Annotated in this window: 23 protein-coding genes; 7 read left to right on the forward strand and 16 right to left on the reverse strand. The window is 68.9% G+C overall.

The window, feature by feature from the left end:
- Positions 1-50: 50 nt before the first annotated feature.
- The 3 genes from AC1RAD_RS17695 to AC1RAD_RS17705 form a co-directional block, all read right to left on the reverse strand.
- Complete coding sequence (locus tag AC1RAD_RS17695; protein ID WP_062474055.1) at positions 51-578, reverse strand: RNA polymerase sigma factor; 528 nt, start codon at positions 576-578, stop codon at positions 51-53.
- A gap of 3 nt (positions 579-581) precedes the next feature.
- Complete coding sequence (locus tag AC1RAD_RS17700) at positions 582-1,214, reverse strand: STN domain-containing protein (RefSeq protein WP_492736313.1); 633 nt, start codon at positions 1,212-1,214, stop codon at positions 582-584.
- A gap of 298 nt (positions 1,215-1,512) precedes the next feature.
- Positions 1,513-4,032 (reverse strand): penicillin acylase family protein, encoded by a 2,520-nt coding sequence (locus AC1RAD_RS17705; RefSeq protein WP_492736315.1) that lies wholly within the window; start codon positions 4,030-4,032, stop codon positions 1,513-1,515.
- A 98-nt stretch (positions 4,033-4,130) separates the two neighbouring features.
- Here AC1RAD_RS17705 and AC1RAD_RS17710 point away from each other — a divergent pair, with 98 nt between their 5' ends.
- Positions 4,131-5,210, forward strand: coding sequence for a PLP-dependent cysteine synthase family protein (locus AC1RAD_RS17710; protein WP_070063094.1), 1,080 nt, complete (start codon positions 4,131-4,133; stop codon positions 5,208-5,210).
- Positions 5,211-5,212: 2 nt separating this feature from the next.
- Complete coding sequence (locus AC1RAD_RS17715) at positions 5,213-6,310, forward strand: lipocalin-like domain-containing protein (protein ID WP_492736317.1); 1,098 nt, start codon at positions 5,213-5,215, stop codon at positions 6,308-6,310.
- Positions 6,311-6,331: 21 nt separating this feature from the next.
- On the opposite strand, the gene AC1RAD_RS17720 is transcribed toward AC1RAD_RS17715, so the two are convergent.
- Positions 6,332-7,090: a hypothetical protein gene (locus AC1RAD_RS17720; RefSeq protein WP_492736319.1), complete on the reverse strand. Its 759-nt coding sequence runs from the start codon at positions 7,088-7,090 to the stop codon at positions 6,332-6,334.
- A gap of 123 nt (positions 7,091-7,213) precedes the next feature.
- Here AC1RAD_RS17720 and AC1RAD_RS17725 point away from each other — a divergent pair, with 123 nt between their 5' ends.
- Complete coding sequence (locus AC1RAD_RS17725) at positions 7,214-7,477, forward strand: hypothetical protein (RefSeq protein ID WP_492736321.1); 264 nt, start codon at positions 7,214-7,216, stop codon at positions 7,475-7,477.
- 10 nt (positions 7,478-7,487) lie between these two features.
- Here the strand turns inward: AC1RAD_RS17725 and AC1RAD_RS17730 are convergent, their stop codons facing one another.
- The 7 genes from AC1RAD_RS17730 to AC1RAD_RS17760 form a co-directional block, all read right to left on the reverse strand.
- Entirely contained in the window at positions 7,488-7,937 is a 450-nt protein-coding gene (locus AC1RAD_RS17730; RefSeq protein ID WP_062474067.1) for a cupin domain-containing protein, read from the reverse strand.
- Between the two features lie 107 nt (positions 7,938-8,044).
- Complete coding sequence (locus tag AC1RAD_RS17735) at positions 8,045-9,031, reverse strand: branched-chain amino acid ABC transporter permease (protein ID WP_174254353.1); 987 nt, start codon at positions 9,029-9,031, stop codon at positions 8,045-8,047.
- Positions 9,032-9,041: 10 nt separating this feature from the next.
- Entirely contained in the window at positions 9,042-9,917 is an 876-nt protein-coding gene (locus AC1RAD_RS17740) for a branched-chain amino acid ABC transporter permease (RefSeq protein WP_062474069.1), read from the reverse strand.
- A 45-nt stretch (positions 9,918-9,962) separates the two neighbouring features.
- A complete protein-coding gene (locus AC1RAD_RS17745) occupies positions 9,963-11,159 on the reverse strand; it encodes an ABC transporter substrate-binding protein (RefSeq protein ID WP_062474071.1) in 1,197 nt (398 codons plus the stop codon).
- 31 nt (positions 11,160-11,190) lie between these two features.
- Positions 11,191-12,390 carry an ABC transporter substrate-binding protein gene (locus AC1RAD_RS17750; protein ID WP_095949065.1) on the reverse strand — a complete coding sequence of 400 codons (1,200 nt, stop codon included), beginning with the start codon at positions 12,388-12,390 and terminating at the stop codon, positions 11,191-11,193.
- Between the two features lie 34 nt (positions 12,391-12,424).
- Positions 12,425-13,132 carry an ABC transporter ATP-binding protein gene (locus tag AC1RAD_RS17755; RefSeq protein ID WP_062474075.1) on the reverse strand — a complete coding sequence of 236 codons (708 nt, stop codon included), beginning with the start codon at positions 13,130-13,132 and terminating at the stop codon, positions 12,425-12,427.
- Positions 13,132-13,902 (reverse strand): ABC transporter ATP-binding protein, encoded by a 771-nt coding sequence (locus AC1RAD_RS17760; RefSeq protein WP_062474077.1) that lies wholly within the window; start codon positions 13,900-13,902, stop codon positions 13,132-13,134. Before AC1RAD_RS17760 ends, AC1RAD_RS17755 begins: the two co-directional genes overlap by 1 nt.
- 340 nt (positions 13,903-14,242) lie before the next feature.
- Here AC1RAD_RS17760 and AC1RAD_RS17765 point away from each other — a divergent pair, with 340 nt between their 5' ends.
- From AC1RAD_RS17765 to AC1RAD_RS17775, 3 genes are all read left to right on the forward strand, one after another.
- The gene (locus AC1RAD_RS17765) at positions 14,243-15,451 is read left to right on the forward strand and encodes an AGE family epimerase/isomerase (RefSeq protein WP_492736323.1); all 1,209 of its coding nucleotides are present in this window, start codon (positions 14,243-14,245) and stop codon (positions 15,449-15,451) included.
- A 107-nt stretch (positions 15,452-15,558) separates the two neighbouring features.
- On the forward strand, positions 15,559-16,176 hold the full coding sequence (locus AC1RAD_RS17770; RefSeq protein ID WP_492736324.1) for a cysteine hydrolase family protein: 618 nt from the start codon (positions 15,559-15,561) through the stop codon (positions 16,174-16,176).
- A gap of 45 nt (positions 16,177-16,221) precedes the next feature.
- Positions 16,222-16,671 carry a cupin domain-containing protein gene (locus AC1RAD_RS17775; RefSeq protein WP_492736325.1) on the forward strand — a complete coding sequence of 150 codons (450 nt, stop codon included), beginning with the start codon at positions 16,222-16,224 and terminating at the stop codon, positions 16,669-16,671.
- Between the two features lie 16 nt (positions 16,672-16,687).
- Here the strand turns inward: AC1RAD_RS17775 and AC1RAD_RS17780 are convergent, their stop codons facing one another.
- The 5 genes from AC1RAD_RS17780 to AC1RAD_RS17800 are packed head-to-tail and all read right to left on the reverse strand — an operon-like array spanning position 16,688 to position 22,582.
- Entirely contained in the window at positions 16,688-17,596 is a 909-nt protein-coding gene (locus AC1RAD_RS17780) for a LysR family transcriptional regulator (RefSeq protein ID WP_492736327.1), read from the reverse strand.
- A gap of 19 nt (positions 17,597-17,615) precedes the next feature.
- Positions 17,616-19,178, reverse strand: a complete 1,563-nt coding sequence (locus AC1RAD_RS17785; RefSeq protein WP_062474087.1) for a DHA2 family efflux MFS transporter permease subunit — start codon at positions 19,176-19,178, stop codon at positions 17,616-17,618.
- Positions 19,179-19,213: 35 nt separating this feature from the next.
- Positions 19,214-20,539: an HlyD family secretion protein gene (locus AC1RAD_RS17790; protein WP_492736329.1), complete on the reverse strand. Its 1,326-nt coding sequence runs from the start codon at positions 20,537-20,539 to the stop codon at positions 19,214-19,216.
- Between the two features lie 35 nt (positions 20,540-20,574).
- Complete coding sequence (locus tag AC1RAD_RS17795; protein ID WP_492736331.1) at positions 20,575-22,053, reverse strand: efflux transporter outer membrane subunit; 1,479 nt, start codon at positions 22,051-22,053, stop codon at positions 20,575-20,577.
- Positions 22,046-22,582, reverse strand: a complete 537-nt coding sequence (locus AC1RAD_RS17800; protein ID WP_159271080.1) for a MarR family winged helix-turn-helix transcriptional regulator — start codon at positions 22,580-22,582, stop codon at positions 22,046-22,048. The genes AC1RAD_RS17795 and AC1RAD_RS17800 overlap by 8 nt, the downstream gene beginning before the upstream one ends.
- A 78-nt stretch (positions 22,583-22,660) precedes the next feature.
- On the opposite strand from AC1RAD_RS17800, the gene AC1RAD_RS17805 reads away from it, so the two are divergent.
- Positions 22,661-24,448 (forward strand): ABC transporter transmembrane domain-containing protein, encoded by a 1,788-nt coding sequence (locus tag AC1RAD_RS17805; protein WP_492736333.1) that lies wholly within the window; start codon positions 22,661-22,663, stop codon positions 24,446-24,448.
- Positions 24,449-24,465 lie beyond the last annotated feature (17 nt).

A 24,465-nucleotide genomic window follows, 5' to 3' on the forward strand; every position in this document is an offset into this window, starting at 1 on the left:
TTGATAGACGGTTGCCGACACCGCAATCCGCAAACTATTTCTTCGTGCCGTCATGAAGACCTGCCAGGGCGAGGTTCCAGCCGCGAGAACAGAAGGTCCTGTGCGGCCTTCAGTTCGTACTCGACGGTCCGCACAGGAATGCCAAGCCGCGTGGCCACGTCCCGCTGGGACCAGCCCTCCAGGCGAACCAGCAGCAGGATTTCGCGGCGGCGCGGCGGCAGGCGCGACAGCAGGCCGTCCAGCGCCTCCAGCTGCGAACGAGCTTCGGCGACCTCGGCGGGACCGGGCGCCGGGTCCGGCAGCTCATTCATCAGCATGTCGATGTCGTCCGACAGCAAGACCTGGCTCTGCGCGCGCCGGACGTCGATGGCCAGGTTGACCGCCATGCGCAGCAGGTACGCCTGGGGTGTGGCAATGGGGCCCGCCATGGGCTGGCTGCGCTCCAGCTTCAGCCAGGTTTCGTGCAGGGCGTCTTCCGCCAGTTCGCGATTGCCCAGCCGCACGGCCAGGCGTTGCCTGAGCTGCTCGTAGCGTTGCACCAGGAAGCTGCGCAGCAGCGGGATGACGTTCTCCGTCATGCGTCAGTGCACCGTGGCACAGCGGGGCCCGGGCAACACGTCGTGCGGGAGGATGGCCAGCGTGAGCGGCAGCGCCAGGTCCACCGGCGGAGGATGGTCCATCTTCAGAGGGGCCAATGCCGCAAGCATGGCGGCGTCCCGCGCAGGGTCTCCCGAAGACGACACCAGGCGGGCCTGGCTGATGCGGCCCGACGCGGTCACCTGCAGTTGCAGGATCGCGCGGTAGTGGCCGGGGGCCGTACGCAGATCGGCGCACAACGCGTCCCAGACGCGGGCCTGGACCAGGGCGTCGTACCCGCGTGGCGAACCGGCGGTCGATGCCAGCCCGGGCGCTGCTGCGACGCGCTTCAGGATGAAAGCCCCGGAAAGCTGCGTGTCCACGTCGTCCGCGGTGAAACCCGTGCCGGCCAGCAAGGCCCGCAAGGCGGCATGCGGCGTATGGCGCCCGCGCACCGCGGCGGAGGTTCGCCCCGCCACCCACTCGTCGATGAACATCACCGATCGCCCTGACACCGCGGCGTATTGCGCCAAGGCAGCCGCCAAGGGCTGCGCCGGCAGATCGAAATCCAGCATCTGCGCTTCGGACGACGCGCGGGTGGCGGCATCTGCCGACTGCACGTCGGTGCCTGCGGCCACGGCCTTCGCTGTCGATCCCCAGGCGATGCAGACGCACACGGCCGTGCACGTCAGGCCGGAGACAAAGGCTCGCACGAGCCTGTCGTCCCTGCCCCGGCCCAAGCCCCGTCCAACCACTCGCCCACGACCACCATGCGCTGAAGTCAACAAGGAAGAAGTGGATCGTGTCAGCAAGCTTGTGGGCAGTATTTCAACTCCTGCAAGCATCACATCGGCGAATGACGACCGCGTGACGACCGGCAGGGCCGGGCGCGCCGCGGCGGGGCGCGGGCAGCGCCCTCTTGCGTGACCGGTCCTGCTAGCGCCCCGGCGTCAGCTGGATTCGTTCCACCGTTTCCTTCTCGACCGCCCCACGGCTGTAGACCAGCGGCACGTACTTGCCTTCGAGCCACAGCGGCGCGAGGTCGCGGTAGTTCGGGCTGTCGGGGTTGCCCGACTGGCCCGGCGTGTTGATGACGCGCGAGGCGTCCCAGTTGCCCACGTCGAGCACCATGCGAAACGAGGCGCCCGAGGTCAGCTTGTAGTCGTTCGCGCGGTAGGTGGCCGCCATCGGCGTGAACGACGAGCCGGACATCGGCCAGTCGCCCACCTCGAGCTTCTTGCGCGTGGCCGCATCGACCACGCCGCCCAGCGGATGCCGGAACTCCGCGCGGTGCAAGGCGCCCCACTTCCACGCCGCCAGGTCGGGCCCGAGCTTGGCGGACAGCTCCTGCATCGCGGCGGGCAAGGTGGTCAGCAGCAAGGCGTCGCGCTGCGCGTTGCTGACCCAGCCGGACGGGTTCTCCAGCAGCAGCACCATGCGCGTGTTGTCGCCGGGTGCGGCCAGCGCGGCGGCGGCATCGCCCGCCCCCGCCTTGAGCACGGCCTGGCGCAGGAACTTGCTGCTCCACACCTCGTACAGCGCGGCGGCCGCGCTGTCGCGGTCCATGGCGCCGTCCCAGCCCTGCAGCAGGCGCAGCGCCGCCGCGGTCTGGGCGTCGTCGCTGCGCTGGCCGGCCAGCAGCTTCAGCAGCCGCTGCGCCGGCGTCGCGACGATGTCGTTCTGCATGCGCTCCGAGTCTTCGATGGTGAAGCGCGAACCCGCCGCCACCTTGGCCGCGAACAGTTCCTTGAGCCGGCGCGCGCGGGCCGCATCGCTCCACTCGTAGCCCACGCCCTTCTTCGCGGCGGGATGGTCGGGCGGGATGTTGTTCTCGTTGGCCGTGACCACGTAGCCGCGCGCGGGGTTGAACTCCGAGGGCAGCTCGTCGCCGTTGCGGAAGCCCGACCATTCATAGCGGCCGTCGCCCGGCACGGGCAAGAGGCCGTCCCAGTTCGGGCGGATCGGCGTGAGCCCGCCCGGAATCCAGCCGACGTTGCCGCTGCTGTCGGCATACACCTGGTTCTCGCCCGGTGCGCCCCAGCGGTTCATGGCGGCGCGGAACTGGTCCCAGTTGCGCGCGCGCATGTAGTCCATCGAACCGAAGTACGGCGCCATGCCGGGCTCCAGCCAGGCGGCGCGCAAGGCGAAGGCGCGGCGCTTGCCGGGCTCCGCGACCAGCACCGGGCCGTGGCGCGTGAAGGTGTTGACCACCTCGCGCGGCGCGGCCTCGCCCTTGACCGCGATGCGCTCGGTGACGCGCGTCATCGGCTCCCAGCGGCCCTGGTAGCGGTATTCCTCGGGGTTGGCCGGGTTGAGCTCGTACACGTACAGGTCTTCCTGGTCCATGTAGAAGCGCGTGAGGCCGAAGGCGATGGTGCCGTTGTGGCCGATCGACAGGCCCGGCAGGAAGGGCTCGCCCGCGCCGATGGCGTCCATGCCGGGCGCGCTCAGGTGCGTCATGTAGCGCAGGCTCGGCGCGCCGTGCGCGCGGTGCGGGTCGTTCGCCAGAATCGGCCGGCCCGTGGAGGTGAGCTTCGGCGCGATGACCCAGTTGTTGCTGCCGTAGGCGGCCGTGGGGTCACCTTGCGATGCGCGTTGCTCCGCCTCGTCCTGCTCGGCCTTCGCGGCGATCGCCTCGGCGCTGCCGGGCAGCAGCGCGACCGGCGCGGAAGACGCGCCCGCGTTCATGCCCACGCGCGTGTTCTCCTTGGTGAAGCGCGGCGCATCGGTCGCCCGCAGGTAGGCCGCGCGCAGTTCCGCCGCCGGAAGGCTGCAGGGATCGAAGCCCTCGGGCACCTTGGGCGTGACCGGCGGATCGAGTTCGCGGCGCAGCCAGTCGGCCTTGACGCCCGGCGCGCCTGCGCAGAACGCGCGTGCGCGGTCGACCTCCGACGTGAAGTTGAGCGTGAGCCCGTGGTGCCGGATGCGCACCACGTCCTCGGGCGACCACATGGCCGGCTGGTAGCCCAGCAGCGCGAACTCGGTCGGCAGCAGCGCGGGCTGCGCGCGCACCTGCGCCACGTAGGCGTTGACGCCGGCCGTGAAGGCCTCGGCCACGCGCTTGGCGTCGGAGCCGTAGGCCAGCCATTCGCGGTACATGTCGCCGCGGTAGAGCACGGCGCGCGCGGCGCGGTCGCTCTCGACCCAGGCGGGGCCGAAGTCCTTCGCCATCTCGCCCAGGCCGCGCTTGCGCCACAGGTCCATCTGCCAGAGCCGGTCGCGCGCGGCGATGAAACCCTGCGCCACGAAGGCGTCGTAGAGCGTGCCCGCGTACAGGTGCGGCACGCCCCAGCGGTCGACCAGCACTTCGGCCGGCTTCTCGAGGCCGGGCACCGCGAAGGATGACGAGGGGCGCGTGGGCGTGTTCACGCCCGGGGCATTGGACGCACACCCGGCGAGGGCGAGGATCGCCAGCGACACGGCGCCCAGGGAAAGCCGATGGTTCATTCTCTTCATGCAGTTCGTCTCCGGTCTTGTTGTGGATTGGCAGCGGGCAGTATCCCGATTTCTGTCACCCGACGGGTGACAAGGCATGACTTGTAGACTGGCGCGCTATGCAGCCCACCACCCCTTCAACCTCCTCCTGCGACAGCTGGCTCGCCGGCGCGATCCGCCGCATCGAAGCCGACTACCAGCGCAGCGCCGACACGCACCTCATTCCGCTGCCGCTGCCCGCGCTGGCCGCGCACGGCATCGACCTGTACCTGAAGGACGAATCGACGCACCCCACCGGCAGCCTCAAGCACCGGCTCGCGCGCTCGCTGTTCCTGTACGCGCTGTGCAACGGCTGGGTGCGCGAAGGCACGACCATCGTCGAGGCCTCGAGCGGCTCCACCGCCGTGAGCGAGGCCTACTTCGCGCGACTGCTGGGCCTGCCCTTCATCGCCGTGATGCCGCGCAGCACCTCGCCCGAGAAGGTGGCGCAAATCGCCTTCTACGGCGCGAGCTGCCACTTCGTCGACCACGCCGCGCAGGTGTACGACGAGGCCCGCGCGCTGGCCGAGCGCACCGGCGGCCACTACATGGACCAGTTCACCTACGCCGAGCGCGCGACCGACTGGCGCGGCAACAACAACATCGCCGAGAGCATGTTCCAGCAGATGGCGCGCGAGCGGCATCCGGTGCCCGCGTGGATCGTGGTGGGCGCCGGCACCGGCGGCACCAGCGCCACCATCGGGCGCTACCTGCGCTTTCGCTGCCACGACACGCAGGTGTGCGTGGCCGACCCCGAGGGCTCGGTGTTCTCGGCCTACCACCGCAGCGGCGACGCCACGCTCACGGCGCCCGGCTCGCGCATCGAAGGCATCGGCCGTCCGCGCGTGGAGCCCAGCTTCGTGCGCACGCTGGTCGACCGCATGCTCGAAGTGCCCAACCTCGACTCGGTGGCCGCGATGCATGCGCTGTCGGCGCTGCTGGGGCGCAAGGTCGGCCCGTCGACCGGCACCAACTTCGTCGGCATGCTGGCCGTGGCGCACGAGATGCGCGCGGCCGGCCAGCAGGGCTCGATCCTGTCGCTGCTGTGCGACGCGGGCGAACGCTACCTGCCGAGCTACCACGACGCCGACTGGGTGCGCAACGCCTTCGGCGACATCGCGCCCGCGCAGCAACGCATCGACGCACTGGTGGCAGGTTGACGATGTCCACGCGCGCACCCGGCGGCCTCATCGCGCGGCGGCAGCTGTTGCTGCTGGCCGCGCTGGCTGCGTCGGGCGCGCCGCATGCCGCCTGGGCCCTGCCCGCGAAGGCGCTGCAGTTTCCACGCGACTTCGGCAGCCACCCCGCGCTGCGCACCGAGTGGTGGTACATCACCGGCCACGGCCAGACCGCCGCGGGGCGCGCGTTCGGCTTCCAGGTGACCTTCTTCCGCTCGCGCGTCGACGCCACGCAGGCCATGCGCTCGGCCTTCGCCGCCAAGCAGCTGGTGTTCGCGCACGCCGCCGTCACCGACCTCGAAGGCCGCGTGCTGCGGCACGACCAGCGCATCGCACGCGCGGGCTTCGACGTGGCCTCGGCCAGCGAGGCCGACACCGACGTGCGGCTGCGCGACTGGTCGCTGGTGCGCGACGCCGGCAGCGGCGCCTACACCGCGCGCATCCCCGCGGGCGAATTCACGCTCGACCTGCGCTTCGCGCCGTCGCAGCCCGTGCTGCTGCAGGGCCGCGAAGGCCTGTCGCGCAAAGGCCCCGAGCCCGAGCAGGCGAGCTACTACTACAGCGAGCCGCAGCTGCAGGCGCAGGGCCGCCTCACGCTGCAAGGCCAGGCCCCGTTCGAGATCGCCGGCACCGCCTGGCTCGACCACGAATGGAGCGAAGCGCTGATGCACCCCGAGGCCGTGGGCTGGGACTGGATCGGCATGAACCTCGACGACGGCAGCGCGCTCACCGCCTTCCACCTGCGCCGCCGCGACGGCAGCGCGCTGTGGTCGGGCGGCTCGTTCCGCCCGCGCGGCGGCGCGGCGCGCATCTTCCAGCCCGGCGAGGTGCGCTTCGACGCCCTGCGCAGCTGGACCAGCCCGCGCACGCGCGCGAGCTACCCCACGCACTGGCGCATCGACACGCCCGCGGGCCGCTTCGAGGTGCAGGCCCTGCTCGACGACCAGGAACTGGACAGCCGCGGCTCCACGGGCGGCGTGTACTGGGAAGGCTTGAGCGAGCTGCGCGATGTGCAGCAGGGCCAGCGCGTGGGGCGCGGTTACCTCGAGATGACGGGCTACGCGGCGCCGCTGCGGCTGTGAGCCGAAGCACGGCGCGAGGGGCTACTTCACGCCCTGGCTCAGCGCCTGCGCCGTGTTGCGCGACAACGCGCGGACGTGGTCGTCGATCGCCGAAGCAACGGGCGCGAACTCGGCAGCGCTCAACCGCTTGAGGTCGCGCGGTTCCGGGAAATCCTTGAGTTGCCGCACCCGTTGCCGCTGCTGGGCGAGCATCGGCTCGTAGGCCGCGAGGTTCAGTGGCGGGTCCATGACGAAGACCTTGGCTTCGATCGCGGGCACCGCGTAGTACCGCGTCGACCCCAGCATGCCGCGCGTGAAGAGGCCCGAGTTCTGCATGACGCTCTCGCCGCAGGGCCCACCGGTGCACTCCAGGCGCGCCTGCGTTCGCGTCGCCTCGACGAGGACCACCGCGGCAATCTGGTCGTCCTTCAGCTTGCGTGCCGCCCACGCCTGCGCAGGATTCGCGATCCAGCGATCGTGCTTGAAGACGGCCAGCGCGTTGACGGAGGTCGTGGCAAAGCTCGTGAGCCGAACCACCTGGAAGCCGGCCTTTTCGAGCTCCGACGTGAAGGCCTCGTAGACCCTGGCCGTGGGGTTCCAGGGGAACGGGTACGTGGTCGAGAAGTTGTTGAAGACGGTCGTGCCCACGTGCATGTGTTCCGCAGAGGCGGTGGGGATGCGCACCAGCAGGCCGACCTTCGCGCCCTTCGCGAGCTGGCCGCCGTTCGGCGGCAGCGGCGGTGGGGTCATGCACCCTGTCAGCGCGAGCGCCACGAAAAGTGCGAGCAGCCGTCTGCGCATGGGGGTCTCCTCCATCTTCTTGTCGGTGTGGGCCTGTGCGGCCGGGTGCGGATGATTGTGCCGAGCGCTGCATGCGGCGTCGCCACGGGAACCGGTGGTTTTGGATAGAGTCGGCCCCACGCCATGCCGAGCAGCCCACCGCCAACGAACCCCACGCGCCGCCAGAAGCTGCGCACGGCCTTCATCGCGGTCGCCGTGTTCGCGGCGATCGCCCTCGCGGGCGTGCTGTTGGGCTCCGGCCGCAGCGGCAATTCGACAGGCCTCGCAGGCCGCGAAATCTGCCGGGCAACCTGCATCGCACGCGGCTGGAAAGACGGCACGATGCAACCCCCATCGCACGCGACGACCGGCTCGACGCAAGGCCCGAACGCGTGTCAATGCCGATGAGGGCCGCGGCTCACGCCGAGACCGTCACCCCATTGCGCGCCAGCACCGCCAGCAGCTTCGGAATGTCGGGCGCCGGCCCGACCGGAATCTCGCGGTCGATGGCGGTGAACATCTGCGCGGCCATCGCGTCCTGCCCCGTGATCTCAAGCATCTGGCCGCCGCCCTTGCCGTAGTGAAAGCCGTGCACCGTGCCGCGCGGCACGTGCACCAGCGTGCCAGGCTGGCACCGATGCGCCTGGCCGTCGCAGAGGAATTCGACCTCGCCGCCGAGCACGTAGAACGATTCGTCCCAGTCGTGGCTGTGCGGTGGCGGGCCCGTGCCTTCGTCGCCGCGCTGGAAGGTGACGCCGTAGCTCTGCGTCGAGGCATTCGACGCCAGCACCGTCACCTGCGTTCCGAGCACATTCAAGGGCGTTTCGCGCCGCTCGGGTGTGAGGACAAAGTACGGAAGAAGGGCCATGGCCGGCTCCTCGAAGTGGGAGCCGGATTCTGCGCCCCGGCCACAGGGGGCACAAGCGGTGGCGCCGCAGGGAGGGTAACCACCCCGCCGTCACGCCACCGGCATCGCTACTTCGCGCGGCGGCGCTCGATGAAGGCGATGATCTCGCCCATGATGCCCTTGCGGAAGGCCAGCACGCAGATCACGAAAATCAGGCCCGTGACCATGGTGACCGACTCGCCCAGCGTGTTGAACCAGTCGACGGTCGTGATGCGCGCCAGGAAGTTGCCGAGTTCGCCGATCTTGTTCTCGAGCAGCACCACCACCGCCGAGCCCACGATGGGGCCCGACAGCGTGCCCAGGCCGCCCACCAGCGTCATCAGGATGACCTGGCCCGAGGCGGTCCAGTGCACGTCGGACAGCGTGGCAAAGCCCAGCACCAGCGTCTTGAGCGAGCCGGCCAGACCCGACAGCGCGGCCGAGATCACGAAGGCCAGCAGCTTGAAACGGCTCACGTCGTAGCCCAGCGAGAGCGCGCGCGGCTCGTTTTCCTTGATGCCCTTGAGCACCTGCCCGAACGGCGAGTGGATGGTGCGCACGATCAGCAGGAAGGCCGCGACCACGATCACCAGCGCCACGTAGTACATGGTGAGGTCGTTGGACAGGTCGACGATGCCGAAGAGCTTGCCGCGCGGCACGCCCTGCAGGCCGTCTTCGCCGCCCGTGAACTTGGCCTGCAGCGCGACAAAGAACATCATCTGCGCGAGCGCCAGCGTGATCATCGCGAAGTAGATGCCCTGGCGGCGGATGGCCAGCACGCCGAACAGCCAGCCCAGCAAGGCGCCGGTGAGCGTGCCCGCGATCAGGCCCAGCTCGGGCGTGAGGCCCCACACCTTGATCGCATGGCCCGCCACATACGCGGAGCCGCCTAAAAAGGCCGCGTGGCCGAAGGACAGCAGCCCGGTGTAGCCCAGCAGCAGGTTGAAAGCCGCGGCGAACAGCGCGAAGCACATGAGCTTCATCACGAACACCGGGTAGGCGCCGAAGAACGGTGCGAGCACCAGGGCGACCAGCAGCAACGCGTAGACGACGGTGGAGATTTTTTTCATGTTCATGCCGCTCGCCTTATTTCTCTTTGCCGAACAGGCCGGCGGGGCGGATGAGCAGCACGATGACCATGATCACGAACACAACCGTCGAAGAAGCCTCGGGATAGAAAACCTTGGTGAGCCCCTCGATCACGCCCAGGCCCAGGCCCGTGAGGATGGCGCCCATGATGGAGCCCATGCCGCCGATCACGACCACCGCGAACACCACGATGATGAGGTTCTGCCCCATCAGCGGCGACACCTGCATCACCGGCGCGGCCAGCACGCCGGCGAAGGCGGCGAGCGCGCAGCCGAAGGCGTAGGTCAGCGTGATCATCAGCGGCACGTTGACGCCGAAGGCTTCCACCAGGCGCGGGTTCTCGGTGCCGGCGCGCAGGTAGGCGCCCAGGCGCGTCTTCTCGATCACGTACCAGGTCGCAAAGCAGATCACCAGCGACGCCACGACCACCCAGGCGCGGTAGTTGGGCAGCACCATGAAGCCCAGGTCGGTGGCGCTGGACAGCAGCTCGGGCGCGTCGTAGGGAAGCCCCGACACGCCGTAGACCGAGCGGAACACGCCTTCGATCAGCAACGTGAGGCCCAGCGTGAGCAGCAGGCCGTAGAGGTGGTCGAGCTTGTAGATCCAGCGCAGCAGCAATCGTTCGATGACCACGCCGAACAGGCCGATGAGGACCGGCGCGGCGATCAGCATCACCCAGTAGTTGACGCCCAGGTACTCCATCGCCATCCAGGTGAGGACGGCCCCGAGCATGAACAGCGCGCCGTGCGCGAAGTTGATGACGTTGAGCAAACCGAAGATCACCGCCAGCCCGAGGCTCAGGATGGCGTAGAACGAGCCGTTGACCAGCCCCAGAAGGAGCTGGCTCAACAAGGCGGGAAGGGAAATGTTCATAAGCGTTTCAACGAACCCGGGCGCCGCAGGGGCGCCCGCGGGAGGTCACTTCCAGAGGGCGCAGCGGCTTTCGGCCTTGGTCGTGAAGACTTCTTCGCCCTTGAGCTTCTGGACCACCTTGTAGTAGTCCCACGGCTGCTTGGATTCGGCCGGCGACTTGACCTGCACCAGGTACATGTCGTGCACGAAGCGGCCGTCGGCGCGGATGCTGCCCTTGGCGTAGAAATCGTCGATGGGCGTGGACTTGAGCGTGGCCATGACCTTGTCGGCATCGACCGTCTTGGCGGCCTGCACGGCCTTCAGGTAGGTCATGGTGGCCGAGTAGTCGGCGGCCTGGATGTCGGTGGGCATGCGCTTGGTCTTCTCGAAGAAGCGCTTGCCGAAGGCGCGCGTCTTGTCGTCCAGGTTCCAGTCCCAGCTGGTGGTCAGCAGCAGGCCTTCGGTGTTCTTCAGGCCCAGGCTGTGCACGTCGGTCACGAACACCAGCAGGCCCACCATCTTCATGCTCTTGGTGATGCCGAACTCTTTCGCGGCCTTGATGCTGTTGATGGTGTCGCCGCCGGCATTGGCCAGCGCCAGCACCTGCGCCTTGGAGTTCTGCGCCTGCAGCAGGAAGGACGAGAAGTCGGAGGTGTTGAGCGGCGCCTTCACCGAGCCCAGCACGGTGCCGCCCTTTTCCTTCACGACCTTGGTCGCGTCGGCTTCCAGGGCCTGGCCGAAGGCGTAGTCGGCGGTCAGGAAGTACCAGCTCTTGTCGCCACGGCCGATCACGGCCGCGCCGGTGCCCTTGGCGAGCGCGACGGTGTCGTAGGCGTAGTGCACGGTGTAGGGCGAGCACTGTTCGTTGGTGAGCGCCGAGCTGCCGGCGCCGTTCACGACGAAGACGCGCTTCTTCTCCTGCGCCACCTTGGCCATGGCCAGGGCCGTGCCGGAGCTGGTACCGCCGAACAGCATGGTCAGGCCCTGCGTGTCGATCCACTCGCGCGCCTTGGAGGCGGCGATGTCGGCCTTGTTCTGGTGGTCGGCCGTGAGCAGCTCGATGGGCATGCCGTTGACCTTGCCGCCGAAGTCGTCGATGGCCATCTGGATCGCCAGCGCGCCGTTCTTGCCTTCGACGTCGGCGTACAGGCTCGACATGTCGGTGACGAAGCCGATCTTGACCTTGTCCTGCGCCTGGGCGGCACCGGCGGCCAGCGCGGCGGCGGCGAAAACGGCGGAGAGAGCGAATGTGGTGGTCTTCATGAATGTGGTTCCTGTGGGGTGTTCGGTGGTGTCACTTCCAGAGCGTGCACTTGGACTCGGCCTTGGTGGTGAACACCGTGTCGCCGGGCAGCTTCTTCACGAGCTTGTAGTAGTCCCACGGCGTCTTCGATTCGGCCGGCGACTTGACCTGCATCAGGTACATGTCGTGCACGTAGCGGCCGTCGGGGCGGATCTGGCCGGTGCCGAAGAAGTCGTTGAGCTTCATCTTCTTGAGCTCGGCCATGACCTTGTCGGCATCGTCGGTCTTGGCGGCGTCCACGGCCTTGAGGTAGGTCATGGTGGCCGAGTAGTCGGCGGCCTGGATCTCGGTGGGCATGCGCTTGGTCTTGTCGAAGAAGCGCTTGGCGAACTTGCGGGTCTCGTCGTTCAGGTCCCAGTACCAGCTGGTGGTGAACTGCAGGCCTTCGGTGTTCTTCAGGCCCAGGCTGTGCACGTCGCTCAAAAAGATCAGCAGGCCGGCCAGCTTCATCGACTTGCCGATGCCGAACTCCTTGGCGGCCTTGATGCTGTTGACGGTGTCGCCGCCCGCGTTGGCCAGGCCCAGGATCTGCGCCTTGGAGTTCTGTGCCTGCAGCAGGAACGACGAGAAGTCGGACGCATTGAGCGGGTGGCGCACCGCGCCGACGATCGTGCCGCCCTTGGCCTTCACGACGGTGGAGGTGTCGGCTTCGAGCGCGTGGCCGAAGGCGTAGTCGGCCGTCAGGAAGAACCAGGTCTTGCCGCCGCCGTCGACCACCGCGGCGCCGGTGCCCTTGGCGAGCGCGACGGTGTCGTAGGCGTAGTGCACGGTGTAGGGCGAGCACTGTTCGTTGGTGAGCGCCGAGGAGGCCGCGCCGTTGTTGAAGTACACGCGCTTCTTCTCGGCTGCGACCTTGGCCAGCGCCAGGCCCACGCCCGAGTTGGTGCCGCCAAAGACCATGCTCAGGCCTTGCGTGTCGATCCACTCGCGCGCCTTCGAGGCGGCGATGTCGGGCTTGTTCTGGTGGTCGACGGTGAGCAGCTCGACCGGCTTGCCGGCCGCCTTGCCGCCGAAGTCGTCGATGGCCATCTGGATCGCCAGCGCGCCGTTCTTGCCTTCGAGGTCGGCGTACAGGCTGGACATGTCGGTGATGAAGCCGATCTTGACCTTGTCCTGGCCTTGCGCCTGGGCGGACGCGGCGAGCGCCAATGCGCTGAAAGCCAGGGCGAAAGCGGTGAGCTGATTTTTCATGGATGTCTCCAGCAGTGGCAAGGGGTGAAAGAACTCAGACGCCGAGCAGCTCGGTCAGCACGGGCATCTTGGCTTCGAGCTCGGCGGCGCCGAACTTCTCGACGATGCGGCCGTGCTCCATCACGTAGAAACGGTCGGCCAGCGGCGCGGCGAAGCGGAAGTTCTGCTCGACCATGACGATGGTGTAGCCCTTGGCGCGCAGCGTGGTGATCATGCGGGCCAGCGCCTGCACGATGACGGGCGCCAGGCCTTCGGAGATTTCGTCGAGCAGCAGCAGCTTGGCGCCGGTGCGCAGGATGCGCGCCACGGCCAGCATCTGCTGCTCGCCGCCCGACAGGCGCGTGCCCTGGCTGTGGCGGCGCTCGGCGAGGTTGGGGAACATGGCGTAGATCTCGTCGACCGACATGCCCTGCCCCGCGCCCTTCAGTTCGGGCGGCAGCATCAGGTTTTCTTCGCACGAGAGGCTGGCGAAGATGCCGCGCTCTTCGGGACAGTAGCCGATGCCCAGGTGCGCGATGCGGTGCGTCGCCATCGAGACGGTCTCGACGCCGTTGACCTTGATGCTGCCCTTGCGGGCGCCGGTGAGCCCCATCACGGCGCGCATGGTCGTCGTGCGGCCCGCGCCATTGCGGCCCAGCAGCGTGACGACTTCGCCCGGCTGCACGACCATGTCGACGCCGTGCAGCACGTGCGATTCGCCGTACCAGGCCTGCAGGCCCTTGATTTCGAGTGCAGCGGTCATCAGTGAGCCCCCTGCATTTCGCCGTCGGTGGTGCCCATGTAGGCTTCCATCACCTGCGGGTTCTTCGAAACTTCGGCGTACGGGCCTTCGGCCAGCACGGCGCCGCGCTGCAGCACCGTGATGGTGTCGGCGATGGTCGAGACCACGCTCATGTTGTGTTCGACCATCAGGATGGTGCGTCCGGCCGACACGCGCTTGATGAGCTCGGCCACGCGGTGCACGTCTTCGTGGCCCATGCCCTGCGTGGGTTCGTCCAGCAGCATCAGCTCGGGCTCCATGGCCAGCGTGGTGGCGATCTCGAGCGCACGCTTGCGGCCGTAGGGCAGGTTGACGGTCTGTTCGTCGGCCAGTTCTTCGAGGCCCACCTCGGCGAGCAGCTCGCGGGCGCGCGCATCGAGCGGCTTGAGCGACTTCTCGCTCTTCCAGAAGTGGTACGAAGTGCCCAGCTTGCGCTGCAGGCCCAGGCGCACGTTCTCGAGCAGCGTGAGGTGCGGGAACACGGCGGAGATCTGGAACGAGCGGATCACGCCGCGCCGCGCGATCTGCGCCGGGCGTTCGCCCGTGATGTCGTGGCCGTTGAACAGGATCGTGCCGGCCGTGGGCTCGAGGAATTTGGTGAGCAGGTTGAAGCAGGTCGTCTTGCCGGCACCGTTGGGGCCGATGAGCGCGTGGATCGAACCGCGCTTCACCGACAGGTCGACCTTGCTGACCGCGGTGAATCCCTTGAATTCCTTGGTGAGCTGGCGTGTTTCAAGAATGACGTCGCTCATCTCGCGGCGTCGTCCGTGTGCGGAAAAAAGAAATCGGTCATGCGGTCCATCTCAATGCGCCACCATCGAGCGCGGACCGATTGTTGGTGGCTGCTATGCAATTGCATACTGGGGCAAATGCCTATGCTGCACTGCAACCATTCACAGAGTGCGCACCCTCTGTGCGAGCGACTGTCGTCCCGACGACATTGCGCACCGCAGCACGCACACCTGCGAACACGCGATGCATGCACGCGCACCGTCATGAGGATGTCGGGCACGCATGCACGCTTCGTGAAAAACTGGCGTGCCCGCTGCGCTGCCGCGATGCGCTTTCACCCGGATTGAATCCATCACCGCCATGCCGAACTTCCGCTCACCCGAATTCCTTGCCGACCACATCGCCCACACGCTGGCGTTCTACGCGCCGCGCAGCCGCGATGCCTCGGGCGGCTTCTTCCATTTCTTCAAGGACGACGGCACGGTGTACGACCGCCGCACGCGCCACCTCGTGAGCAGCACGCGCTTCGTGTTCAACCACGCGATGGCCTGGCGCCGCTTCGGCCGGCCCGACGACCTCGCGGCGGTGCGCCACGGCCTGGCGTTTTTGCAGACCGTGCATGCGCAGCCGAATGGTGGCTATGCATGGCAGATCGACTGGGATGGCCATCAAGCCACCGTGCAGGACGGCACGCAGCACTGCTACGGCCTGGCCTTCGTGCTGCTGGCGCACGCGCATGCGCTGATGGCCGGCGTCGAGGAGGCGCGCGCCGGCCTCGCTCGCACCCGCGACCTGATGGAACGGCATTTCTGGGAGCCGCAGCACCAGCTGTACGCCGACGAGGCCACGCCCGGCTGGCAGGTCGGCCCCTACCGCGGCCAGAACGCCAACATGCACGCCTGCGAGGCGATGCTCGCGGCCTACGACGCCACGCGCGAGCCCTTCTACCTCGAGCGCGCACGCACGCTGGCCGAGAGCATCACGGGCCGGCAGGCCGCGCTCGCCGACGGGCTGGTGTGGGAGCACTACCGCGAGGACTGGTCGATCGACTGGGACTACAACCGCGGCGACAAGACCAACATCTTCCGGCCCTGGGGCTTCCAGACCGGCCACCTCACCGAATGGGCCAAGCTGCTGTTGCAGCTCGAGAGCCACCTCGGGCCCGGCGCGCCCGGCACCGAATGGATCGTGCCGCGCGCACGCCATTTCTTCGACACCGCGATGCAGCGCGGCTGGGACGCCGCGCACGGCGGGCTGGTCTACGGCTTCGGGCCCGATGGCGCGGTGTGCGACGGTGACAAGTACTTCTGGGTGCAGGCCGAAAGCTTCGCCGCCGCCGCCCTGCTCGCGGTGCGCACGGGCGACGCTGGCTACTGGGACTGGTACGACCGGATCTGGGCCTACAGCTGGGACCACTTCGTCGACCACGCGCACGGTGCGTGGTATCGCATCCTCACGCCGCAGAACGCGAAGATCAGCGACGAGAAGAGCCCGGCCGGCAAGACCGATTACCACACGATGGGTGCGTGCCATGACGTGCTGAAAGCGCTGGGGCACGGCGTGAAGTAGCCGCGTCACCCTTCACGATCCGCACAAATCTTGTGCGGCGGCGCCCCTACCCCGCAGCGCGCGGGCTGCCTACGCTTCAGGCCTTCTTTCACTCACGCAGAGAACGCATGAAGCACCCCAGCATTCGCAGCCTCACCGGCGCCGTGCCGACGAGCCGCATCGATCCCGCCGCCACGGCGCTGATCGCGATCGATTTCCAGAACGAGTACTTCGACGGGCGCATGCCCATTCCCGATGGCCTCGCCGCCCTGCGCCAGGCGCGGCGCCTGATCGATGCCGCCGACCGGCATGCGGTGCCGGTGTTCCATGTTCAGCATGTGGCACCCGCCGACAGCCCGATCTTCGCGGAGGGCAGCCACGCCTTCGGCATCCACGACGCACTGCGCCCGGCGCCGCAACACGCCGTGCTGCGCAAGGCCACGCCGAGTGCTTTCGCCGGCACCACGCTCGAGGCCGAGCTGCAGGCGCGCGGCATCACGACGCTGATCCTCACGGGCCTCATGACGCACATGTGCGTGTCGGCCACGGCCTTCGACGCCACACCGCGCGGCTACCAGAGCCTCATCGTGGGCGATGCCTGCGCGACGCGCGACCTCGACCTGGAAGAAGGCGGCGTGCTGGGCCACCGCGAGCTGCATCGTGCGGCGCTGCGCGGCGTGTCGGATGTGGTGGCCGAGGTGCGCTCGACCGACGAGGTGCTGCGGCTGCTGGAGGCGGACGCCTGACGCCCTGCCCTTCGCATGCCCCCACGACTCCACCCTCTTCGATCCATGACCATGAAGTTCTCTTCTGCCCTGATCCTCGCCCTGTCCTGCGCCCTGTGCGCGCCGGGCTTCGCCACCGCCGCCACGCCGGCATCCCGCACGCCGATCTCGGCGCCGGCCGACACGCTGCAATGGCAGGCCCTCGCGGGCGGCATCCGCTACGCCAACGTGCGCGGCAACCTGACGGGCAATGGCCCGTACGAAGCCTTTGTCGAATTCCCGGCCGGCTTCGACAACCCGCACCATCGCCACACGCAGGCGCTTCCGTCCGTCGTGCTCTCCGGTGTGTTCTATGCGATCTTCGACGACGGAAAGAAGGTGCTGTACCCGGCCGGCTCGTACTACCTGCTGCCGGCGCGGCTGCCGCACCGCAGCGGCTGCGAACCGGGCGCCAACTGCCTGCTGTTCCAGTACCAAAGCGACCGCTTCGACCTGGTGCCCACCGCAGCGAAGTAAGGCGCGGCTGCCGCGCTCAGTCGCCCTGCCCGTCCGCGGGCAGGTAGCGCGCGGCAGCAAAGTCGACAAACGCCCGCACCTTCGGCGACAGGTGCCGGTTCTGCGGATACAGCGCATACAGGTTCAACGGCTGCTGGCGGAATTCGGGCAGCACGCGCACGAGCTCCCCGCGCGCCACAGGGTCGCGCACGAGGAACGCCGGCGACGCCGCCAGCCCCGTGCCTGCCAGCGCGGCGCTGCGCAGCACGAGCCCGCTGTTGGCCTGCAGCCGCCCGCCCACGTCGACCGTGCAGACGCTGCCGTCCGGCGCGGTGAAGCTGGGCTGGGCGGCCTTCGCGGCCAATGAATAGTTCAGGCAGTCGTGCCCCGCCAGGTCGGCGGGTGTGCGCGGCGTGCCGCGCCGCTGCAGGTAGGCGGGCGACGCCACCCACCACTCCTCGAAGCTGGCGAGGCGCTTGACGATCAGCGTCGAGTCCGAGAGTGCATACGCCAGTCGCAATCCCACGTCGAAGCCCTCTTCGATCAGGTCGACGAAGCGGTCGTTGCACACGAGGTCGGCCTTGACCTGCGGGTGTGCGTCGAAAAAAGCCGGCAGCCACTGCGCCAGTTCCTCCAGCCCGAAGGACATCGGCGCGTTGATGCGCAGCAGGCCCGTGGGCTCAATCTGGTGCTGCGCCACGACCAGCGCCGCGGTCTCGACCTGGTCGAGGATCTGCCGCGCATGTTCGTAGTAGGTCTGGCCGGCCTGCGTGAGCGCGAAACGGCGCGTGGTGCGGTTCAGCAGCTGCACGCCCAGCGCCATTTCCAGCTGCTTGACGTGGCGCGAGACCACCGTGTGCGACACGTCCATCGCGTCGGCCGCGGCGGTGAAGCCGCCGGCCTCCACGACGGCACGGAACGCCTTCATGGCCGCGAACTGGTCCATGCGCGAGCGCTGCCTGTCGTCAGTGCGCGCCGGCGGCCGCGTCGCCGCCCGCGCCGCCCTTTTGCGGCCGCGCCAGCCACACCAGCGGGATCAGCAGCAGGAACAGCACCGCCGAGGCATAGAAGATGTCGTTCGTGGCGAGCATGAACGACTGCTGGTCGACCAGGCGGTTGATCTGCCCGAGCACCTGCTCGGAACTGAAGCCGCTGCCGGTCAGCCCCGAGATGGCGCTGGTGGCCGCGCTGTTGCCCGGGTTCACCGACTCCACGAGCTGCGCGTGGTGCAGGGCCGCGCGGCTGTCCCACAGCGTGGTCGCGATCGAGGTGCCCATGGCGCCCGCCGTGATCCGCAGGAAGTTCGACAGCCCCGACGCGGCCGGAATGCGGTCGGGCGTGAGGCCCGACAGCGTGATGGTCACGAGCGGAATGAAGAAGAACGCCATCGCGATGCCCTGGATGATCGTCGGGATGATGATCGTCACGAAGTCGGCCTGCGTGTTGAAGTTCGAACGCATCCACAGCACCAGCGCGAACACGAGGAACGAGAAGGTCGCGTAGCGGCGCGGATCGATCTTGGACACTGTGAGGCCCACCACCGGCGAGAAGAAGATCGCCAGCAGCCCCACGGGCGCCATGATCATCCCCGCCTGTGTGGCGGTGTAGCCCATCCACTGCTGCAGCCACAGCGGCAGCAGCACCACGTTGCCGAAGAACAGGCCGTAGGCAATGGCCGTGGCCACCGCGCCCGACCAGAAGTTGCGGCGCTTGAACAACGACAGGTCGACCACCGGATGCTTGTCGGTCAGCTCCCAGACCAGGAAGAACGCGAAGCCGACCACGGCCACCACGGCCATCGTGACGATCTCGGCGGAGTGGAACCAGTCGAGTTCCTTGCCCTTGTCGAGCATGAGCTGCAGCGAGCCCACCCACAGCACCAGCAGCGCCAGGCCGATGGCGTCGATCGGCACCTTGTGCGTCTTGCTCTCGCGCTTGTGGTACAGCGTCCAAGTGATGGCCGCGGCCACGATGCCGACCGGGATGTTGATGTAGAAGATCCACGGCCACGAGATGTTGTCGGTGATCCAGCCGCCGAGCAGCGGCCCCATCACCGGCGCGACCAGCGTCGTCATCGACCACATGGCCATGGCCAGGCCGGCCTTGGCCTTCGGGTAGCTCGACAGCAGCAGCGTCTGCGACAGCGGGATCATCGGCCCCGCCACGAAGCCCTGCAGCGCGCGAAACAGGATGAGCGTGGTCATGTTGGGCGCCAGGCCGCACAGCAGCGAGGCGACCATGAACAGGATCACGCTGGCCATGAACAGGCGCACCTGGCCGAAGCGCTGGGTCATGAAACCCGTGAGCGGCACCGCGATGGCGTTGGCCACCGCGAAGCTGGTGATGACCCAGGTGCCTTGCGTGGTGCTCACGCCGAGGTCGCCCGAGATGGCCGGCAGCGACACGTTCGCGATCGACGAGTCGAGCACGTTCATGAAGGTGGCGGCGGACAGCGCGACCGTGCCCCACACGCGGGCGGAGCCCTCGAGCGGGGGGTGCGCGATATAGGCAGGAGCAGCAGTGGCCATGGCGCGGGCTGTGAGGGTTCAGCGAAGGGCTGCGATCAGCCCGGCTGGCCCTGCGTGGCGACGTGCGCGGCCGGCGCAGCGTTGGAGGCCGCCGGACGGCTCACCGCCGCCGTGGGCGTACCGCGGCCGAGGTTGGCGGCCACGATGCGGTCCACCTCGGCGTCGGCGCCGCGGTCGAGCTGGCTGTAGACCTGCGTCTGCGCGAAGGCGGTGCTGCGCGGTGCGTCGGCCAGCATCTTGCCGGTCTTCTGCGTGATGTCGATCTCCGCGTCCATCGACAGGCCGATGCGCAGCGGGTTGGCCTTGAGCTGCTCGGGGTCGAGCGCGATGCGCACGGGCACGCGCTGCACCACCTTGATCCAGTTGCCGGTGGCGTTCTGCGCCGGCAGCAGCGCAAAGGCGGCGCCGGTGCCCACGCCCAGGCCGGCCACCTTGCCGGTGTACTCGACCTTTTTGCCGTACACGTCGGCGGTGAGCTTCACGGGCTGGTCGATGCGGATGTTGCGCAGCTGCACTTCCTTGAAGTTGGCGTCGACCCACAGCTGGTGCAGCGGCACGATGGACATCATCGGCGTGCCGGCGGCCACGCGCTGGCCCAGCTGCACGGTGCGCTTGGCCACGTAGCCGTCGACCGGCGCGGGCATGGCCACGCGCTGCGTGGCGAGGTAGGCCTCGCGCACCTTGGCGGCGGCGGCCAGCACGCTCGGGTGCTGGGCCACGCTGGTGCCTTCGGTCAGCGACTGGTTGCTGGCCAGCGCCTCGCGCGCGGCGACCACGCCGGCCTGTGCGGCGGCCAGTGCGCTCTTGGCGTTGGCCAGCTGCGTCTCGGCGTGGTTGAGTTCTTCCTTCGACACGGCGCCGTTGCCCGACAGCGCACGGCGGCGCTGCAGGTCGTCCTGCGCCTTGGCGATGTCGCTCTGGGCCTTGGCGATGTCGGACTGGCGCAGCGTGACCTGCGCGGCCAGCGAACCGTTGTTCGCGTACAGCGTGCGCACCTGGCGCACGGCCTGCGCGAGCGCGGCCTCGGCCTGCTCGAGCGCGACCTTGGCATCGGCCGGGTCGAGCTGCACCAGCGGCTGGCCGGCCTTCACGAAGTCGGTGTCGTCGGCGCCGATGGCCATGACGGTGCCGCCGATCTGCGGCGTGATCTGGATGACGTTGCCCTGCACGTAGGCGTTGTCGGTGTTCTCGTAATGGCTGGCGACCAGCCATTCGTACAGGCCCCAGCCGCCGCCGGCGACCAGCACCACGGCGGTGAGCGCGGTGAGCGCGCGGCGGCGCTTGCCGTTGCCCGCGGGCGCTTCGGGCGCTGCGGTGGGGGGCACGGGGGAAGCGGATGTCGGAGTGTTGTTATCGCTCATGATGGAGTTCTTTCCGAAGAAGGCGGATCAGCAAATCAGTTCTGGGTGGCGGCCGTCGGGGCCGCGGCCGTGGCGGTGGCCGGCGGCTGCCAGCCGCCGCCCAGGGCGCGCGCCAGGCCCACCTGCGTGTCGAGGGCGCGGGCCGCCAGGTCGACCGCGAGGCGGCGCTGGGCCAGCACGGCGGTTTCGGCGGTCAGCACGTTGAGGTAGTTGCCCAGGCCCGCGCGGTAGCGCTGCACGGCAATGTCGTAGGCGCCTTCGGCGGCCGTCTGCGCGGCGCGCTGCTCGGTCTGCTGGCGCGTGATCGACTGCGCGCTCGACACTTGGTCGGCCGCGTCGCGCACGGCATCGAGCACGGTGGCGTTGTAGCTTTCGATGGCCACGTCGAGGTCGGCCGACTTGCCGCGCAGGTTGGCGCGCAGGCGCCCGCCTTCGAAGATCGGCAGGTGGATGGCCGGGCCCACGCCCCACTGCTCGCTGCCCGACTTGAGCAGCTTGCCGAAGCCCAGGCTCTGGAAGCCGGCAAAGGCCGTGAGGTTCACGTTGGGATAGAACTGGGTCTTGGCATTGGCCACGTCGCTGGTGGCCGCTTCGACGCGCCAGCGCGCGGCGGCGATGTCGGCGCGGCGGCCCAGCAGGTCGGCGGGGATGTTCGCCTGCAGCGCCATCGGCTTCACGCCGGCCAGCACCGGCGGCTTGAGCGAGGCCGACACGTTGGGCTGGCCCACGAGCGCGTCGAGCGCGTGCTGCTGCAGCGCGATCTGCTCGTTGAGCGCTTCGATCTGCTGGCGGGCTTCGGGCAGGCCGCCTTCGCTCTGGCGCAGTTCGAGGCGGGTGTCGAGGCCCGCCGAGACGCGGTCGCGCACCAGCTTGAAGGTCTCGTCGCGCTGGGCCAGCGTGCGCTTGGCCACCTCGACCTGCTCGTTCAGGCGCGCCCACTGGAAGTAGCTGCGCGCCACGTTGCTCGCGAGCAGCACGCGCGCGGCATCGGCGTCGGCCGCGGCGGCGTTGGCCCCGCCGAGGGCGGTGTCGAGCGCGCTGCGGTTCTTCCCGAAGAAGTCGAGCTCCCAGCTCGCGCCGAGCTGCAGCAGGCCGATGTTCTGCGTCGAGCCGCCCAGCGGCGCCGGGTAGATGTAGTTGCTGTTGAACTTCTGGCGGTTCAGGTTGAGGTCGGCGCCGACCTTGGGCAGCAGCGCCGCGCCGGCGATGTCCGCCGAGGCCTGGGCGCGCACGAGGCGTGCACGCGCGACCTGCAGGTTCGGGTTGCCGGCCACGGCCTGGTCGACCAGCGCATTGAGCTGGCTGTCGCCGAAGGCCTGCCACCACTGGCTGTCCAGGCTGGGCACGGACGCGCGCGCAGGGTCGGCCGCGATGCCGAGCGTGGTCGCATCGCGCAGCGTGGCGTGCGAGCCGATGCCGGCCATGTCGGCGCAACCGGCGAGCGCGACCACCGCCAGCGCGGCGGCCACGACGGGCGTGCGGCGCAGCGCGCGCACGGCGAAAGACTCAGTCATTCTTCTCTCCACGGGCCGCAAGGCCCTGTGCGTTGTCGAGGATGCGGCGCAAGTAGTCCTTGAGCTGCTCCCATTCTTCGAGGCTGAAGCCGGCCAGGTACTCGTTCTGCACCCGGCTCAGCACATAGGGCACTTCCTTCGCGGCCGCACGGCCTTCGTCGGTGAGTTCGATGTTGACCACGCGCCGGTCTTCGAGCGAGCGCACGCGGCGGCACAAGCCCTTGGCCTCGAGGCGGTCGAGCAGGCGCGTCATGGCGCCGGTGTCGAGCTCGCAGGCGCGGGCCAATTCGGCCACGGTGGTGGCGGCGCCGACGTGCAGCTTGTACAGCGGCACCCACTGCGGGTAGGTGGGGCTGCCGGGTTCGCACATGCGCGTGCCGACGGTCTGGCCGACGGACGTGACGATGCGGCGCATCAGGTAGCCGATGCTCTCTTCGGCGCGGTAGTCCTCGGCGCGATAGAAGTCGGCCGGCGGGCGCACGGCCTCGTCGGGCGTCGGAGGGACCGGGGAAATGGGGGCATCGCTCATGGCCGAAATATTAGTTGTCATGGCAATTACTGTCAAGGCGACCTTTGTGGGGGCAAGGGCTCGGTAGAATTCGCGCCCATGGCCTCTTCCCCTCCGTCGTCCTCCGCAGCCAAGGGTTCGCCCCGCTCGCTGTCGGGGTTGCGCCCCTTCCTTCGCCCCTACCGCGTGCAGATCGTTCTGGCGGGGGTCTTCCTGGTGATGGCGGCGGTCACGACGCTGGCTTTTCCTATCGCCCTGCGCAGCCTGATTGATGGCGGCTTGGTCAGCGCCGACAAGGGCGCGCAGACCATGGCGCTGCGCGAACACTTCGGCGCCCTCTTCGCGGTGGCCGTGGCGCTGGGCCTGTTTTCGGCCGCGCGCTTCTATACGGTGAGCTGGCTCGGCGAGCGCGTCACGGCCGACCTGCGCAACGCGGTCTACGGCCATGTGCTGCAGCAGAGCCCGGCCTTCTTCGAGACCACGCAGACCGGCGAGGTGCTGTCGCGCCTCACGGCCGACACCACACTCGTGCAGACGGTGGTCGGCTCGTCGCTGAGCATGGGCCTGCGCAATGCCGTCATGGGCGTGGGCGCGCTGGCGGTGCTGGTCTGGACCAACCCCTATGTGATGGTGCAGGTGCTGGGCATCCTGGTGCTGGTGGTGCTGCCGAGCATGTGGTTCGGCCGCCGCGTGCGCAAGCTCTCGCGCGCCAGCCAGGACCGCGTGGCCGACTCGAGCGCCATCGCGGCCGAGGTGCTGAACGCCATTCCGGTGGTGCAGAGCTACACGGCCGAAGGCCGCGAGGCCGACCGCTTCAAGGGCTCGACCGAAAACGCCTTTCATACCGCCGTGCGTCGCACGCGCGCGCGCTCGGTGCTCGTGGCCTTCATCATCATCGCCACCTCGGCCGCCCTGCTCTGGGGCCTGTACGAAGGCACGCAGGCCGTGCTGCGCGGCGACATCACGGCCGGCCACCTGGGCCAGACCGTCGTCTACGTGGCGATCCTGGCGAGCGCCACCGCGGTGCTCGGCGAGGTGTACGGCGACCTGCTGCGCGCCGCCGGTGCCACCGAGCGCCTGATGGAACTGCTGCATGCGCCGACGGCCATTGCGTCACCCGCACGGCCGGCGGTCGCGCCCGTTCCCGCCGCGGGCAGCGCCATCCGCTTCGACGCGATCACCTTCCACTACCCCTCGCGGCCGGGCACGCCGGCGCTGCGCGACTTCAGCCTCGACATCGCGCCGGGCGAGACCGTGGCGCTGGTGGGATCGAGCGGCGCGGGCAAGAGCACGGTGTTCCAGCTGCTGCTGCGCTACTACGACCCGCAGTCGGGCCGCATCGTGCTCGACGGTGCGTCGCTCGATGCACTCGCGCTGCACGACCTGCGCACCCGCATCGGCCTCGTTCCGCAGGACGCGGTGATCTTCTCGGCCAGCGCCTTCGAGAACATCCGCTACGGCCGGCCCGACGCCAGCGCCGAGGAGGTGCACGCCGCCGCGCGCGCCGCCTTCGCGCATGACTTCCTGCAGGCCCTGCCCGAGGGCTACGACACCTTCCTGGGCGAACGCGGCGTGCGGCTGTCGGGCGGCCAGCGCCAGCGCATCGCCATCGCACGGGCCATCCTGAAGAACCCACCGCTGCTGCTGCTGGACGAAGCCACCAGCGCGCTCGACGCCGAGAGCGAACGCATGGTGCAGGCCGCGCTCGAATCGGCGATGGAAAACCGCACCACGCTCGTGATCGCCCACCGCCTGGCGACCGTGCAGAAGGCCGACCGCATCATCGTGCTGGACCACGGCGGCATCGTCGAACAGGGAACGCACGCGGCGCTGGTGGCGCAAGGCGGCGTGTACGCGCGGCTGGCCGCGCTGCAGTTCACGGCCTGAGCGGGCCGAGCCGGACT

This window comes from Variovorax sp. GW823-FHT04B03, assembly GCF_058796495.1.

What these genes read in the sequence shown, in the direction of transcription:
- AC1RAD_RS17720 (WP_492736319.1), bottom strand. Translation starts at nt 7,090, where the DNA reads ATGCGCAGACGGCTGCTCGCACTTTTCGTGGCGCTCGCGCTGACAGGG.
- AC1RAD_RS17780 (WP_492736327.1), bottom strand. Translation starts at nt 17,596, where the DNA reads ATGGACCAGTTCGCGGCCATGAAGGCGTTCCGTGCCGTCGTGGAGGCC.
- AC1RAD_RS17695 (WP_062474055.1), bottom strand. Translation starts at nt 578, where the DNA reads ATGACGGAGAACGTCATCCCGCTGCTGCGCAGCTTCCTGGTGCAACGC.
- AC1RAD_RS17715 (WP_492736317.1), top strand. Translation starts at nt 5,213, where the DNA reads ATGTCCACGCGCGCACCCGGCGGCCTCATCGCGCGGCGGCAGCTGTTG.
- AC1RAD_RS17750 (WP_095949065.1), bottom strand. Translation starts at nt 12,390, where the DNA reads ATGAAAAATCAGCTCACCGCTTTCGCCCTGGCTTTCAGCGCATTGGCG.
- AC1RAD_RS17770 (WP_492736324.1), top strand. Translation starts at nt 15,559, where the DNA reads ATGAAGCACCCCAGCATTCGCAGCCTCACCGGCGCCGTGCCGACGAGC.
- AC1RAD_RS17710 (WP_070063094.1), top strand. Translation starts at nt 4,131, where the DNA reads ATGCAGCCCACCACCCCTTCAACCTCCTCCTGCGACAGCTGGCTCGCC.
- AC1RAD_RS17775 (WP_492736325.1), top strand. Translation starts at nt 16,222, where the DNA reads ATGACCATGAAGTTCTCTTCTGCCCTGATCCTCGCCCTGTCCTGCGCC.
- AC1RAD_RS17705 (WP_492736315.1), bottom strand. Translation starts at nt 4,032, where the DNA reads ATGAAGAGAATGAACCATCGGCTTTCCCTGGGCGCCGTGTCGCTGGCG.
- AC1RAD_RS17735 (WP_174254353.1), bottom strand. Translation starts at nt 9,031, where the DNA reads ATGAACATGAAAAAAATCTCCACCGTCGTCTACGCGTTGCTGCTGGTC.
- AC1RAD_RS17755 (WP_062474075.1), bottom strand. Translation starts at nt 13,132, where the DNA reads ATGACCGCTGCACTCGAAATCAAGGGCCTGCAGGCCTGGTACGGCGAA.
- AC1RAD_RS17785 (WP_062474087.1), bottom strand. Translation starts at nt 19,178, where the DNA reads ATGGCCACTGCTGCTCCTGCCTATATCGCGCACCCCCCGCTCGAGGGC.
- AC1RAD_RS17730 (WP_062474067.1), bottom strand. Translation starts at nt 7,937, where the DNA reads ATGGCCCTTCTTCCGTACTTTGTCCTCACACCCGAGCGGCGCGAAACG.
- AC1RAD_RS17760 (WP_062474077.1), bottom strand. Translation starts at nt 13,902, where the DNA reads ATGAGCGACGTCATTCTTGAAACACGCCAGCTCACCAAGGAATTCAAG.
- AC1RAD_RS17800 (WP_159271080.1), bottom strand. Translation starts at nt 22,582, where the DNA reads ATGAGCGATGCCCCCATTTCCCCGGTCCCTCCGACGCCCGACGAGGCC.
- AC1RAD_RS17790 (WP_492736329.1), bottom strand. Translation starts at nt 20,539, where the DNA reads ATGAGCGATAACAACACTCCGACATCCGCTTCCCCCGTGCCCCCCACC.
- AC1RAD_RS17765 (WP_492736323.1), top strand. Translation starts at nt 14,243, where the DNA reads ATGCCGAACTTCCGCTCACCCGAATTCCTTGCCGACCACATCGCCCAC.
- AC1RAD_RS17745 (WP_062474071.1), bottom strand. Translation starts at nt 11,159, where the DNA reads ATGAAGACCACCACATTCGCTCTCTCCGCCGTTTTCGCCGCCGCCGCG.
- AC1RAD_RS17795 (WP_492736331.1), bottom strand. Translation starts at nt 22,053, where the DNA reads ATGACTGAGTCTTTCGCCGTGCGCGCGCTGCGCCGCACGCCCGTCGTG.
- AC1RAD_RS17805 (WP_492736333.1), top strand. Translation starts at nt 22,661, where the DNA reads ATGGCCTCTTCCCCTCCGTCGTCCTCCGCAGCCAAGGGTTCGCCCCGC.
- AC1RAD_RS17740 (WP_062474069.1), bottom strand. Translation starts at nt 9,917, where the DNA reads ATGAACATTTCCCTTCCCGCCTTGTTGAGCCAGCTCCTTCTGGGGCTG.
- AC1RAD_RS17725 (WP_492736321.1), top strand. Translation starts at nt 7,214, where the DNA reads ATGCCGAGCAGCCCACCGCCAACGAACCCCACGCGCCGCCAGAAGCTG.